This is a genomic window from Streptomyces sp. NPDC034043 (assembly GCF_055575675.1).
In genome coordinates this window covers 20,699-34,501 of the sequence record NZ_JBVISF010000005.1, presented here as the reverse complement: position 1 = coordinate 34,501, position 13,803 = coordinate 20,699, and the positions used below count along the sequence as shown (strand labels likewise).

Below are 13,803 nucleotides of genomic sequence, written 5' to 3'. Positions count from 1 at the left end.
CGCCGTGACGGTGAAGACGGCGGCGCGGCCCGGAGCCGCGGCCGGGGCGGGGGAACGGGCCCGCCGCAAGGACGTCTCGCGCCGGCGGCTGGTGGCCGCGGCGTTCCTGCTGCCCGCCCTGGTGCTGCTGGGCGCGCTCGTGGTGCAGCCCATCGGCTACTCCCTCTACCGCAGCCTCTTCGACCGCTCCGGCGACGCCTTCGTCGGGGCGGGCAACTACCGGCGGATCCTGGACGACCCGGTGATCGTCACGGCCCTGCGCAACACGGCGGTGTGGGTGGTGCTGGCCCCGGCCACGGCGACCGCCCTCGGGCTGGTCTTCGCGGTGCTGACGGAGCGGGTGCGCTGGGGGACTGCGTTCAAGCTGCTGGTGTTCATGCCGATGGCGATCTCGATGCTGGCGGCGGGGATCATCTTCCGGCTCGTGTACGACCACGATCCGCAGCGGGGCGTCGCCAACGCGGTGTGGGTCGGGGTGCACGACACCTTCGCGCCGTCCTCGGCCTTCCCGGGGGCCCGCCCGGGCCGGGACTCCCCGCTGGAGCCCGCCGCGGGCGGGGACCTGGTGACGCGCGGCCCGGTACGGGCGGGCGTGCCGGTGCTGCTGCCGCTGGTCGGGGTGGCGCCGGAGGCCCTGCCGGCGGGGTCCGGGGCGGCGGGGAACGCCGGGGCGGTGCCGGGGAAGGTGACGGGGACCGTCTGGCAGGACTTCGCCCGGGGCGGCGGCGGGCGGGTGAACGTGGTCGACCCGGCGGAGCCGGCCCTGTCCGGGATGCGGGTGGAGGCGGTGAAGGACGGCCGGGTGGTGGCTTCGGCGAAGGCCGCGCCGGACGGCACCTTCACGCTGCCCGGCGAGGCGGACGGCGCGCTGCTGCGGCTGCCCGCGGCCAACTTCCGGGCGGCGTACGCGGGGGTCGAGTGGCTAGGGCCGGTGCTGGTGACCCCGGCGGTGATCGGGGCGTACGTGTGGATGTGGGCCGGGTTCGCGATGGTGCTGATCGCGGCCGGGCTGGCGGCGGTGCCGCGCGAGCTGCTGGAGGCGGCGCGGGTGGACGGGGCGGGCGAGTGGCAGGTGTTCCGCCGGATCACGGTGCCGCTGCTGGCGCCGGTGCTGGTGGTGGTCCTGGTGACGCTGGTCATCAACGTGATGAAGATCTTCGACCTGGTCTTCGTGATCGCGCCGGGGGCGGTGCAGGACGACGCGAACGTGCTCGCGCTCCAGCTGTACCGCACGTCCTTCGGGACGGACGCCGATCCGGGGCTGGGCAGCGCCATCGCGGTGCTGCTGCTGGTGCTGGTGGTGCCGGTGATGCTGCTCAATATCCGCCGGCTGCGGAAGGAGTCGTCCCGATGAGCGCCCCGGACGCCGGCGCGAAGGCCACCGACGCGAAGAGAGCCGACGCAAAGAGAGCCGACGCGAAGGCCGCCGGCGCCGGGAGCCGGATCGCCGGCCGGATCGCGGCGCGCGCCGCGTCCGGCGCCGTACGCGTCTTCCTGGTCCTGGCCGCCCTGTTCTGGCTGCTGCCCACGCTCGGGCTGCTGGTCTCCTCCTTCCTGGCCCCGGCCGACCTGGGCCGGGGCGGCTGGTGGCGGGCGCTGACTGAGCCGTCCCGGCTGACGGTGTCGAACTACGCGCGGCTGCTGGCCAACGAGACGATCACCGGCTCGCTGCTGAGCACGGCGGCGATCGCGGTGCCCGCCACGCTGCTCGTCCTCGTCCTGGGCGCGTTCGCCGGGTACGCCTTCGCCTGGCTGGAGTTCCCGGGCCGGGACTGGCTGTTCCTGGTCGTGGTGGGACTGCTGGTGGTCCCCGTCCAGGTGGCGCTGATCCCGGTGTCGGAACTGTTCGGCTCCATCGGCCTGTTCGAGACGACGGCGGGGGTGGTCCTGTTCCACACCGCGTTCGGGCTGCCCTTCGCGGTGTTCCTGCTGCGGAACTTCTTCGCGGAGATCCCGGCCGAGCTGCTGGAGGCGGCCCGGCTCGACGGCGCCGGGGAACTGCGTCTGTTCGCCCGGGTGGTGCTGCCGCTGGGCGGCCCGGCGATCGCCTCGCTCGGCATCTTCCAGTTCCTGTGGGTGTGGAACGACATGCTGGTGGCGCTGGTCTTCGCCGACTCGACGCACCCTCCCGTCACGGTGGCGCTCCAGCAGCAGGTGCGGCAGTTCGGGAACAACATCGACGTCCTGGCGCCCGGCGCCTTCCTGTCGATGGTGGTACCGCTGCTTGTCTTCTTCGCCTTCCAGCGGCAGTTCGTGACGGGGGTGATGGCCGGAGCCGTCAAGTAGCCCACGGCCGGCGGGGAAACCCGCTCCGACATGGGGCGTTGACGCTGCGTAACCCGAATGCCGTACGGGGCGTAACCCGATCGCCGCGCGCGGGGTTCCTGGGCCATATGCCCGCGCCGACCCCTGGATGTGCCGTGCCCCGGTTCAGCGTCATCGTGCCCGCGTACAAGGTTCAGGCGTACCTCCAGGAGAGTCTGGACTCGGTCCTGTCCCAGTCCTATCCGGATCTGGAACTGATCGCGGTCGACGACGCCTCCCCGGACGCGTGCGGCTCGATCATCGACGAGTACGCGGCCCGCGACCCCCGGGTCACCGCGGTGCACCTGGCGCACAACCTGGGCCTGGGCCCGGCCCGCAACGCGGGCCTGGCCCGGGCGAGCGGCGACTACCTCGTCTTCCTCGACGGCGACGACACCCTCGCGCCGGGCGCCCTCCAGGCCATCACCGACCGGCTCAAGGCCACCGGCTCCCCCGACGTCCTGGTGTACGACTACGCGCGCACCTTCTGGACGGGCGAGACCGTCCGCAACCGCCTCGCGCACCGGCTGTCCGAGGAGGGCCCCGCCAGTTTCCGGCTGGCCGACCGTCCGGCCCTGCTGGGCATGCTGATGGTGGTGTGGAACAAGGCGTACCGCCGCGAGTACGTGGAGCGCGAGGGCCTCGAATTCCCGCCCGGCTTCTACGAGGACACCCCCTGGACGTACCCGGCGCTGCTGTCCGCCGAGTCCGTGGCCGTCCTCGACCGGGTCTGCGTCCACTACCGCCAGCGGCGCACCGGCTCGATCCTGACCACCACCAGCCGGCGCCACCTGGACGTCCTCGACCAGTACGAGCGGGTCTTCGGCCACCTCGCCTCCCGCCCCGAGCTGGAGCGCTGGCGCCCCGCGGTGCACCGGCGGATGGCCGAGCACTTCTGCGCCGTGTACGCGGACCCGCGCCGCCTCCCGCGCGCCGCGCGCGCCGAGTTCTTCGCGCGGGCCTCGGCCCTGCTGCGCCGCCACCGCGTCCCGGGCGGGTCCGGGGCGCTGCCGCTGTCCCTGACCCGCACCGACCGGCTCCGGCACACCCTGATGCGGCTCGGGCTGCGGCGCTGCTACCGGCTGGGCTCCGTCCTGCGCGCGGCCGCCCTGTCGGCGGGCCGCACCGGCTCGGCGCTGGGGCGGGGGCTGCGCGAGAGCGCCCTGCGCCTGCACTACCGGGTCCAGCGGCTGCTCCCGCTGCGGCCCGAACTGGCGGTGTTCTCCGCGTACTGGCACGGCGGCTACGCCTGCAACCCGGCGGCGATCGAGGCGAAGCTGCGCGAACTGGCCCCGCGCATGCGCACGGCGTGGATCTGCGACCCCCGGTACGCCTCCACCCTGCCGCCCGAGACCACCCCGCTGCGGCCCGGCTCGGCCGCGTACTGGAGCGCCCTGGCCCGGGCCGGGTACCTGACGACGAACGTCAACTTCGACCGCGCCCTGGTCAAGCGGCCGGGTCAGGTCCTGCTCCAGACGCAGCACGGCACCCCGCTCAAGCGGGTGGGCCTGGACCTCCAGGACCGTCCGGCGGCCACCCCGACCACGGACTTCGAAGGGCTGCTGCGCGGCGCGGACCAGTGGGACTACCTGCTGTCCTCCAACCGCCACTCCACCCTGGTGTGGGAGAAGGCCGTGCCCGCCTCCTACACCACCCTGGAGTACGGCTACCCGCGCAACGACGCCTTCCACCGGGCCGGCCAGGCCGAGGTCCTCGCGCTGCGCGAGCGCCTGGGCATCGCGCCGGGCACCATCGCGGTCCTGTACGCCCCGACGCACCGGGACTACCGCCGCAGCCGGCCCGTGCACCTGGACTTCGAGCGGGTGCTGCGGGATCTGGGCCCTCGCTTCACCCTGCTCACGCGCACCCACCTGACGTACGCGGGCAGCCCCGGCGGCTGGGAGCCGCACCCGCGCCTGCTGGACGTCTCGGACCACCCGTCGGTGGAGGAGCTGTGCCTGGCCTCGGACGCGCTGGTCACGGACTACTCGTCCCTGATGTTCGACTACGCGGCGCTGGACCGGCCGATCGTGATCCACGCGGGCGACTGGGAGGCGTACGAGGCCGCCCGCGGCACCTACTTCGACCTGCGTTCCTGTCCCCCGGGCGCGATCGCCCGCACCGAGGACGAGCTGGTGGACATCTTCGCCACCGGTCACTGGCGGGGCTCCCGCTCGGCGCAGCTGCGCGCCGCGTTCCGTTCTCGCTTCTGCTCGTACGACGACGGCCACGCCGCCGAGCGGGTGGTGCGCCGGGTCTTCCTGGGCCAGCCCGTCGCGGTCCCCGCGGTGGTCCCGCTGGAGGAGCGCCGGCCCGCGCCCGCCGCGCCGGCGCCGGACCTGGCCCCGCTGACGGCGGGGCTGTGGCCCTGAGGCGGGGGCGGGGGCCGGGGGGTCAGCCGGCGCGCAGGCCGGCCACGACGGAGCGGGCGAGCTCGTCGAGGTAGCCCGCCGGGACGGCGTCCCGTACCACCACCTGCCGCCAGTACAGCGGCCCGATCGCCAGGTCGAGGGCCCGCTCGGGGGAGGCGGAGCCCGGCAGCTCGCCGCGGGCGACGGCCTCGGAGACGATGCCCTCGGCGAGCCGGCGCTGGCCTTCGAGCAGGGCGCCGCGCACCGCGTCGGCGATCTCCGGGTTCCGGGCGGCCTCCACCAGCAGGTCGGGGATGACCGCCGAGGCCACCGGGTGCCGCAGCACGTGTGACATGACCTCCAGCAGGGCACGTACGTCCCCGTAGAGGGAGCCGGTGGCGGGCACGGGGATGCCGTCGGCGGCGACCGCCCCGATCAGGTCGAGCACCAGGTGCAGCTTCGACTTCCAGCGCCGGTACACGGCGGTCTTGCCGACGCCGGCGCGGCGCGCGATGCCCTCGATCGACATCCGGGCGAAGCCCACGGCCGCCAGCTCGTCCAGCACGGCCGCGCGGATCGCCCGGGTGACGTCCTCGCGCAGGACGGCGGCGCCGGCGGGGGCGCGGCGGGCGGCGGGAGCGGCGGGGGGCTCGTTGGTCATGCCCAGAGCATAGCGGCGAGGACAGCACCCGCACGTCACGACGATACGGTTGCGTTCCAACGCGCGGCACCCTACTGTCGACGTCACGACGATACGGACCCGTCCCGTCGTCGCCCCGCTGGTAAGCCCCTAGCAGGCGACGCCCCCGACCCCCGTCGAAAGCGATCCCGTGACCACCGTGACCCTCGCGGACCCCGCGCCGCCCTCCGCCGCCGAGCTGGCGGCAGCCCACGGCCTGACCGTCAGCGGCGCCCGCCCCTCCCTCCCCCGCTACGCAGCGCAGCTGTGGAACCGCCGCCACTTCGTGACGGCGTACGCGACCGCGCGGATGCACGCCACGTACAGCACGGCCAGACTCGGCCAGGTCTGGCACCTGATGACCCCGCTGCTCAACGCGGCCGTCTACTACTTCGTCTTCGGCATCGTCATGCGCGCCAGCCACGGCGTCCCCGACTACGTGCCGTTCCTGATCACCGGCGTCTTCGTCTGGGACTTCATCGGCAGCTCCGTCAACGCCGGCACCCGCGCCGTCCACGGCAACCTCGGCCTGGTCCGCGCCCTGCACTTCCCCCGCGCCAGCCTGCCCGTCTCCTCCGTGGTCCAGCTCTTCCAGCAGCTGCTCGTCACCATGGCGGCCCTCGTCGTCCTGCTCCTGGCCTTCGGCCAGACCCCCTCCGCCTCCTGGCTGATCGCCGTCCCGGTGCTCTTCCTGATGGCCCTGTTCTGCGCGGGCTGCGCGATGGTCATGGCCCGCATCGGCAGCAAGAACCCGGACGTCAGCCAGCTGATGCCGTTCGTGCTGCGCACCTGGATGTACTCCTCGGGCGTGATGTGGTCCATCGACTCCATGCTCAGCACGGACCACCTGCCCCAGTGGGTCTCGCTGGTGCTCAAGACCAACCCGGCGGCCGTCTACATCGACCTGATGCGCTTCTCCCTGATCGACAGCTTCACCGCGGACTCGCTCCCGCACCACGTGTGGCCGATCGCCATCGGCTGGGCGCTGCTCGCCGGCGTCGGCGGCTTCGTCTACTTCTGGAAGGCAGAGGAGGAGTACGGCCGTGGCTGACACCGACACCCGCGTCCCCACCGTCATCGCGGACGGGGTCCACGTCGTCTACAAGGTGCACGGGAGCGGCCGCAAGGGCGGCGCGACCGCCGCGCTCAGCCGGATCGTCTCGCGCCGCCCGGCCCCCGGCGTCCGCGAGGTCCACGCCGTCAAGGGCGTCAGCTTCACCGCGTACAAGGGCGAGGCGATCGGGCTGATCGGCTCCAACGGCTCGGGCAAGTCCACCCTCCTCAAGGCCATCGCCGGCCTCCAGCCGGTGGCCCGGGGCGCGGTCTACTCGCACGGCCAGCCGTCCCTCCTCGGAGTGAACGCCGCCCTGATGAACGACCTCACCGGCGAGCGCAACGTGGTCCTCGGCGGGCTCGCGATGGGCATGACCAAGCAGCAGATCCGCGAGCGCTACCAGGACATCGTCGACTTCTCCGGCATCAACGAGAAGGGCGACTTCATCTCCCTGCCCATGCGCACGTACTCCTCCGGCATGGGCGCCCGGCTGCGGTTCTCCATCGCCGCCGCCAAGGACCACGACGTCCTCATGATCGACGAGGCCCTCGCCACCGGCGACGCCGCCTTCCAGCGCCGCAGCCAGGCCCGCATCGAGGAGCTCCGCGCCCGCGCCGGCACGGTCTTCCTCGTCAGCCACGGCATCGGCACGGTCCGCGAGACCTGCGACCGGGCCATCTGGCTGGAGTCGGGCGTGCTGCGCATGGACGGCCCCTCCCAGGAGGTCTGCGACGCGTACGAGGCCTTCACCCGCGGCTGACACCGCGACGGGCCGGGCCCGGAACCCCACAAGGGGGGTCCGGGCCCGGCCCGTGTCCGGCCTCGCCGGCGACTACGCGTGCGAGCGCAGCAGCGAGCGCATCGTCCGCATCGCCACCGACAGGTTCGCCAGGTCGAAGTCGTCCGAACCCCGGATCTCGTCCAGGGTCGTCCGGGCCCGGCCGAGGATCGCCGCGTTCTTCTCCTCCCACGCCTTGAAGCGCTCCGCGGGAGTGGAGGAACCGTCGCCCACGGCCAGCACGTCGGCGGTCAGCGCCGCGTGCGCCGCGAACAGGTCCTCGCGGATGGACGCGCGGGCCATCGACTGCCAGCGGTCGGACCGCGGCAGCTCGATGATGCGGTCCATCAGCTGCGTGATGTCCAGACGGTCCGCGAGGTCGTAGTACACCTCGGCGACGGACAGCGGGTCCACGCCCGTCCGGTCCGCGATGGCGACGACGTCCAGCGTCGGGAAGGCGGACGAGAAGCCGGCCACCTTCGCCGCGAGCTCCTCCGGCACGCCCTCACCGGTCAGCTCGTCCATGATCGACTGGTACCACTCCAGGTCCGCGCCGCGCACCAGCTTCGGCAGCTGCGCCCAGACCTCCGACACCCGGGCGCCGAAGAGCTCGATGGTCTCGGTGATCTGCAGCGGCTGCGGCCGGTTGTTCAGCAGCCAGCGCGTACCGCGCTCCACCAGGCGCCGCGAGTGCAGCCGCACCCGGGTCTGGACGTCGGCGGCGACCTGGTTGTCCAGCGCCTCCACCGCATCCCACACCTCGGCCAGGCCGAAGATCTCGCGGGCCGCGAGCTGCGCCCGGACGATCTCCTCCGTGGAGGCGCCGGTCTCCTCCCGCAGACGGTGCAGGAAGGTCGAACCGCCGGTGTTGACGGTGTCGTTGACCAGCAGGGTGGTGATGATCTCCCGGCGCAGCGCGTGCGCGTCGATCTGCTCGGGGAACTTCGCGCGCAGGGCGGCCGGGAAGTACGCGTGCAGCAGGCGGCGCAGGTACGGGTCGTCCGGCAGCGCGGTGTGGATGAGCTCGTCCGCCACCGTGATCTTGGTGTAGGCGAAGAGCACGGCCAGCTCCGGCTGGGTCAGGCCCTTGCCGGCGTTGAGCAGCTCGCGGATCTGCCGGTCGTTGGGCAGGAACTCCAGCTGGCGGTCCAGCAGTCCGTCCCGGCCCAGGCGGCGCATGAAGCGCTGCTGGGCGTGGAGCAGGCTCGGGGCCTGGGCGGAGCCGTTGGCCAGGGCCGTGTTCTGCGCGTAGTTGTTGCGCAGCACCAGGGAGCCGACCTCGTCGGTCATCTCGGCGAGCAGCTTGTTGCGCTGCTTGACGGTCATGTCGCCGTCCGCGACCACCGCGTTCAGCAGGATCTTGATGTTCACCTCGTGGTCGGAGGTGTCCACGCCCGCGCTGTTGTCGATGGCGTCTGTGTTGACCTTGCCGCCCTCGCCGCCGGCGCCGACGCGGGCGAACTCGATGCGGCCGAGCTGGGTCAGGCCCAGGTTGCCGCCCTCGCCGATGACCTTGGCCCGTACCTCGGAGCCGTTGACGCGGATGGCGTCGTTGGCCTTGTCGCCGACGTCCGCGTGCGTCTCGGAGGTCGATTTGACGTACGTGCCGATGCCGCCGTTCCACAGCAGGTCCACGGGGGCCTGGAGGATGGCCTGCATCAGCTCGGCCGGGGTCATCTTGGTGATGCCCGCCTCGATGCCGAGGGCTTCGCGCATCTGCGCGTTCACCGGGATGGCCTTGGCGCTGCGCGGGTGGACGCCGCCGCCCGCCGACAGCAGGGCGGTGTCGTAGTCCGCCCACGAGGAACGCGGCAGCTCGAACAGGCGCCGGCGCTCCGCGTACGAGGTGGCCGCGTCCGGGGTCGGGTCGATGAAGATGTGCCGGTGGTCGAAGGCGGCGACCAGGCGGATGTGCTCGGAGAGCAGCATGCCGTTGCCGAAGACGTCGCCGGACATGTCGCCGACGCCGACGACCGTGAAGTCCTGGGTCTGGGTGTCGTGGCCCAGCTCGCGGAAGTGCCGCTTGACGGACTCCCAGGCGCCGCGGGCGGTGATGCCCATGCCCTTGTGGTCGTAACCGGCCGAGCCGCCCGACGCGAAGGCGTCGCCCAGCCAGAAGCCGTACGACTCCGCGACGCCGTTGGCGATGTCGGAGAAGGTCGCGGTGCCCTTGTCGGCGGCGACGACGAGGTAGGTGTCGTCCTCGTCGTGACGGACCACGCCCTTCGGCGGCACGACCTCGCCGCCGACCATATTGTCCGTGATGTCGAGCAGCGCCGAGATGAAGATCTTGTACGAGGCGATGCCCTCGGCGAGCCACGCGTCGCGGTCCACCGACGGGTCCGGCAGGTTCTTGGCGACGAAGCCGCCCTTGGCGCCGACCGGCACGATCACGGTGTTCTTGACCATCTGCGCCTTGACCAGGCCGAGCACCTCCGTACGGAAGTCCTCACGCCGGTCGGACCAGCGCAGACCGCCGCGGGCGACCTTGCCGAAGCGCAGGTGGACGCCCTCGACGCGCGGGGAGTACACCCAGATCTCGAAGGCGGGGCGCGGGGCCGGCAGGTCGGGGATGGCCTGCGGGTCGAACTTCATCGACACGTAGGAGTGCTGGCGGCCCTCCTCGTCGAGCTGGAAGAAGTTGGTCCGCAGGGTCGCCTTGATCAGCGTCAGGAAGGAACGCAGGATGCGGTCCTCGTCCAGCGAGGCGACCTGGTCCAGGGCCCCGTCCAGCTCCTCCAGCATCGCGTCGATCAGCTCGGTGCCGGCGGCCTGGCGGCCGGGCGACAGCCGCGCCTCGAAGAGCGAGACCAGCAGCCGGGTGATGTGGACGTTGTTGCGGAGGGTGTCCTCCATGTAGTCCTGGCTGAAGGTGGACTTGGCCTGGCGCATGTACTTGGCGTACGCGCGCAGCACCACGGCCTGACGCCAGGTGAGGCCGGCGCCCAGGACGAGGGCGTTGAAGTTGTCGTTCTCGGCCTCGCCGGTCCACACGGCCGCGAAGGCCTCCTGGAACCGCTCGCGCGCGTCGTCGCCGAGGTACGCGTCGCCGTTGCCCGTGGACAGCGGCATCCGCAGGCCGAAGTCGTAGATCCAGGCGCTGACCCGGTCGGCGCGGCGCAGCTCGTACGGCCGTTCGTCGGTCACCTCGACGCCCAGGCGCTGGAGGACCGGGAGGACCGCGGAGAGGGAGACCTGCTCACCGGTGCGGTAGATCTTGAAGCGGCGCTCGCCGGGGCCCGCGCCCACGGGCTCGTAGAGGGAGAGCGCGAAGGGACGGTCGCTGGCGGAGAGCTTCTCCAGGTGGCACAGGTCCGCCACGGCGGCGCGCGGCGAGTGGTCCGCCTTGTAGCCCTCGGGGAAGGAGGTGCCGTACTTGCGCATCAGCTCGGCGGCCCGCTCCTCGCCCAGCTCGGCCGTCAGCGCCTCGCCGAAGCCGTCGGCCCAGGAGCGGGCGGCCTCGACCAGACGGGCCTCGACGCGCTCGACGTCGGCGTCGGTCAGCAGCGGCAGCTCGGTGCCCTGCGGCACGCGGACGACGAAGTGGATGCGGGAGAGGATCGACTCGGTGTTCCAGGCGGTGAAGTCGACGCTGGTCCCGCCGAGCTCCTCCTTCAGGATGTCCATCAGGCGCAGCCGGACACCGGTGGTGAAGCGGTCGCGCGGCAGGTAGACCAGCGCCGAGTAGTAGCGGCCGTACTCGTCCTGGCGCAGGTACAGCCGCAGCCGGCGGCGCTCCTGCAGGTACAGCACGGAGGTGGCGATCTCGCGGAGCTTGTCGACCGGGGTCTGGAACAGCTCGTCGCGCGGGTAGGTCTCCAGGATCTGGAGCAGGTCGCGGCCGTCGTGGCTGGACGGCGCGAAGCCGGCGCCCTCCAGGACCTCGCTGACCTTGCGGCGGATCACCGGGACGCGGCGCACGGACTCGGTGTACGCGGCGGAGGAGAACAGGCCGAGGAAGCGGCGCTCGCCGACGACGTTGCCGTTGGCGTCGAACTTCTTCACGCCCACGTAGTCGAGGTACGAGGGGCGGTGCACGGTGGCGCGGCTGTTCGCCTTGGTCAGCACCAGCAGACGGTGCTCGCGCGCCTTGGCGCGGGCGTCGGCGGGCAGCCGGTTGAAGGACGGCGAGACGGGGTGCGCGTCCTCCTGGCCGTGGTGGAGCGGGTCGGAGCGCAGGATGCCGAGGCCGGTGCCGGGCACGGCGGACAGGGCGTCGCCGTCGACGAGGTCGTACTCGCGGTAGCCGAGGAAGGTGAAGTGGTCGTCGGCCAGCCAGCGCAGCAGCTCGCGGGCCTCTTCGAGCTCGTACTCGCGCAGGTCCGGAGCGGTGGGCTCGTTCGGCAGCTCGTCGGCGATGCGCAGCGCGGCGTCGCGCATCTTCTCCCAGTCCTCGACGGCCTCGCGGACGTCGGACAGGACGCGCAGCAGATCGCCGGTGATCTGCTTGAGGTCGGCCTTGTCGGTCTCGCGGTCGATCTCGACGTGGATCCAGGACTCGACGAGGGAGTCGTGCGGGCGCGCGGTCCGGGGGCCGTGGGCGTCGCAGTCCGGGCCCAGGATCTCGATCAGCTTGCCGGTGACGTCACGGCGCACGACGACCTGGGGGTGGACCACGACGTGGATGCCGCGGCCCTGGCGGGACAGCTCGTTCGTCACGGAGTCCACGAGGAAGGGCATGTCGTCGGTGACCACTTCGACGACCGAGTGGCTGGAGGTCCAGCCGTTCTCCTCGACCGTGGGCGTGTGCACGCGGACGCTGGCGGTGCCCTGCGGCCGGTTCTCGGCGAGCCGGTAGTGGGAGAGCGCCGCGCCGAACACGTCGACCGGGTCCCGGTCGGCGAGGTCCTCGGGGGCGGTGTGCAGGTAGTAGCGCTGGAGGTAGGCGAGCGTCGCGCCCTGGCCAGGACGCTCCCCCTGCTCGGACCCAGTCGGAAGTAGCCCCCCGGCCGGGCTGTTCTCAGCTACCCGTGCCGCCCGCGCGAGCAGCTCGGCCTTTGCTTCGTCCAGCTTGGTCTGCATGTCCTCTGGCTCCCTGTCAACGCGCCATTGCGTGACGTAGGTGGTGAAGGAAGGAATGACAAAGCGCCGCTATGAGGCGGGATGTCCGTCCGGATCGGATGTGACGCCGTGGCGTCGGAAGAGCCGCCCGGGAAGGCTTCGACCATGATCGACAGGTCCCGGCGGCGGGGATCAGCGAGGGCCCGGCCGCGAGGACGCGCCGGGCGCGGGCCGGGGGCATCAGTGCCCCCGAGGACTATCGCGCTGATCACGGGTACAAGGCTATCTCGCCCCACCCCCCGGTCGTCATTCACTGCATCTGTACAAATCCGGGGTCAAAACCTGGACAGTGTGGCCAGCCGCGTGGCCGGATCCTCCCGCCCACCGCCTATCCGGCCAGCTCACGGGCCATCGCCACGGCCTCGGCCAGGCTGTCCACCACGGGCACCCCGGCCGACTCCAGGCTGGCCCGGCTGTGCGAGCCCCCCGTGTACAGGACGGCGTGCGCCCCCACGTGCTGCGCGGCCGTCGCATCGTCCACGGCGTCTCCCACGAGGACCGTACGGCTGACGGTCACACCGGCTGCTTCCAATGCCTCCATATGGCGTACGAGATGCCCCGCCTTGGAGGTGTGCGAGGGCCCGGTACGCCCGTCGACGCGCAGGAAGTGCTCGTGTATGCCGTGCGCGCGGACCAGGGGCACCAGCTTCTCGTGGGGCGCGAGGGACAGCAGGGACTGGGTGAGCCCGTCCGCCCGCCAGTCCCGGAGCAGCTCCAGCGCACCCTCGGCGAGCCCCGCGTCCTCGGCGGCGGTCCAGTAGTGGCGGTGGAAGGCCTCGTCCATGACGACCCACTCGGCGTCGGTGGGCAGCCTGCCCATCATCCGCTCGTAGAACTTGGGCACGGGGACGACGTACAGGTCGCGGTAGCGCTCCAGCGTGATCGGGGGGAAGCCGAGCTCCGCGAAGGAGGCGTTGGTGGCGACCATGACCGCGTCGATGTCGTGCAGCAGCGTCCCGTTCCAGTCCCACACGATGTGGGCCGTACCCGTTCTCATGCCAGCAGCCCGGGGATCTCCTGGATCCCGAACCAGAGCAGCTCGTGGTCCTCGGCGCCGTCCACGGTGAACCGCGCGTCGTCGTCCCCCGCGTCGGCGGCCTCCAGCGCCGCGGCGGCCGCGGCGACGTCGCCCTCGGCGTCCTCGGCGTCGACGTGCACGGCCGCGGCCGCCGCGAGGCGCACGGGGGCGGCGAGGGTGACCTGCCCGAGGGCGGCCTCGTCCGTCCCGGGCACGGCGGTGACGGCCTTGTCGTCGACGTCGAGCGCGACGACGACCCGCCTGCGCGGAGCGGCCGGGTCCGCGGCCAGCATCCGCAGCGAGGCGAGCGCGGCGCGCCCGAGGGCGGCGTACTCCAGCTCCTCGATGTCGTCCGACACGTACCACTCCCGCAGCGCGGGGGTCACGGCGTACGCACGGACCGGGGCGGGCCCCAACTGCCCCGCCTTGTGCGCCTCGGCGAGCCCGGGGAGGGTCTGGGGGACGTACAAGCGCATGGCCGGCTGCTTTCGGTAGTCGGAAACGCCCTCAGGATACGACTGGCGGGACCGTCGGCGGGGAGGGGTACCGGCGAGGGCG

The 13,803-nt window shown here is 72.4% G+C and carries 9 protein-coding genes; 5 read left to right on the top strand and 4 right to left on the bottom strand.

Features of this window, described 5'->3' with window-relative positions:
- Positions 1 to 4: 4 nt before the first annotated feature.
- From ACZ51S_RS13950 to ACZ51S_RS13940, 3 genes are all read left to right on the top strand, one after another.
- Positions 5 to 1,354 carry a carbohydrate ABC transporter permease gene (locus tag ACZ51S_RS13950; RefSeq protein ID WP_468888113.1) on the top strand — a complete coding sequence of 450 codons (1,350 nt, stop codon included), beginning with the start codon at positions 5 to 7 and terminating at the stop codon, positions 1,352 to 1,354.
- Complete coding sequence (locus ACZ51S_RS13945; RefSeq protein WP_468960839.1) at positions 1,351 to 2,286, top strand: carbohydrate ABC transporter permease; 936 nt, start codon at positions 1,351 to 1,353, stop codon at positions 2,284 to 2,286. The genes ACZ51S_RS13950 and ACZ51S_RS13945 overlap by 4 nt, the downstream gene beginning before the upstream one ends.
- Before the next feature lie 134 nt (positions 2,287 to 2,420).
- Positions 2,421 to 4,676, top strand: coding sequence for a bifunctional glycosyltransferase/CDP-glycerol:glycerophosphate glycerophosphotransferase (locus ACZ51S_RS13940; protein WP_468960837.1), 2,256 nt, complete (start codon positions 2,421 to 2,423; stop codon positions 4,674 to 4,676).
- Positions 4,677 to 4,698: 22 nt separating this feature from the next.
- Here the strand turns inward: ACZ51S_RS13940 and ACZ51S_RS13935 are convergent, their stop codons facing one another.
- The gene (locus ACZ51S_RS13935; RefSeq protein ID WP_468478011.1) at positions 4,699 to 5,316 is read right to left on the bottom strand and encodes a TetR/AcrR family transcriptional regulator; all 618 of its coding nucleotides are present in this window, start codon (positions 5,314 to 5,316) and stop codon (positions 4,699 to 4,701) included.
- Positions 5,317 to 5,485: 169 nt separating this feature from the next.
- Here ACZ51S_RS13935 and ACZ51S_RS13930 point away from each other — a divergent pair, with 169 nt between their 5' ends.
- Positions 5,486 to 6,385 (top strand): ABC transporter permease, encoded by a 900-nt coding sequence (locus tag ACZ51S_RS13930; protein WP_468478012.1) that lies wholly within the window; start codon positions 5,486 to 5,488, stop codon positions 6,383 to 6,385.
- A complete protein-coding gene (locus ACZ51S_RS13925; RefSeq protein WP_468478013.1) occupies positions 6,378 to 7,148 on the top strand; it encodes an ABC transporter ATP-binding protein in 771 nt (256 codons plus the stop codon). The genes ACZ51S_RS13930 and ACZ51S_RS13925 overlap by 8 nt, the downstream gene beginning before the upstream one ends.
- A gap of 72 nt (positions 7,149 to 7,220) precedes the next feature.
- Here the strand turns inward: ACZ51S_RS13925 and ACZ51S_RS13920 are convergent, their stop codons facing one another.
- From ACZ51S_RS13920 to ACZ51S_RS13910, 3 genes are all read right to left on the bottom strand, one after another.
- Complete coding sequence (locus ACZ51S_RS13920) at positions 7,221 to 12,188, bottom strand: NAD-glutamate dehydrogenase (protein ID WP_468478014.1); 4,968 nt, start codon at positions 12,186 to 12,188, stop codon at positions 7,221 to 7,223.
- A 367-nt stretch (positions 12,189 to 12,555) separates the two neighbouring features.
- On the bottom strand, positions 12,556 to 13,224 hold the full coding sequence (locus ACZ51S_RS13915; protein WP_468478015.1) for an HAD family hydrolase: 669 nt from the start codon (positions 13,222 to 13,224) through the stop codon (positions 12,556 to 12,558).
- Complete coding sequence (locus ACZ51S_RS13910) at positions 13,221 to 13,721, bottom strand: DUF6912 family protein (RefSeq protein ID WP_468478016.1); 501 nt, start codon at positions 13,719 to 13,721, stop codon at positions 13,221 to 13,223. Before ACZ51S_RS13910 ends, ACZ51S_RS13915 begins: the two co-directional genes overlap by 4 nt.
- Positions 13,722 to 13,803: the final 82 nt, after the last annotated feature.

Excerpts from the sequence above, each read along its gene's own strand:
- ACZ51S_RS13935 (WP_468478011.1), bottom strand. The coding sequence starts at position 5,316 with ATGACCAACGAGCCCCCCGCCGCTCCCGCCGCCCGCCGCGCCCCCGCC.
- ACZ51S_RS13920 (WP_468478014.1), bottom strand. The coding sequence starts at position 12,188 with ATGCAGACCAAGCTGGACGAAGCAAAGGCCGAGCTGCTCGCGCGGGCG.
- ACZ51S_RS13915 (WP_468478015.1), bottom strand. The coding sequence starts at position 13,224 with ATGAGAACGGGTACGGCCCACATCGTGTGGGACTGGAACGGGACGCTG.
- ACZ51S_RS13910 (WP_468478016.1), bottom strand. The coding sequence starts at position 13,721 with ATGCGCTTGTACGTCCCCCAGACCCTCCCCGGGCTCGCCGAGGCGCAC.
- ACZ51S_RS13945 (WP_468960839.1), top strand. The coding sequence starts at position 1,351 with ATGAGCGCCCCGGACGCCGGCGCGAAGGCCACCGACGCGAAGAGAGCC.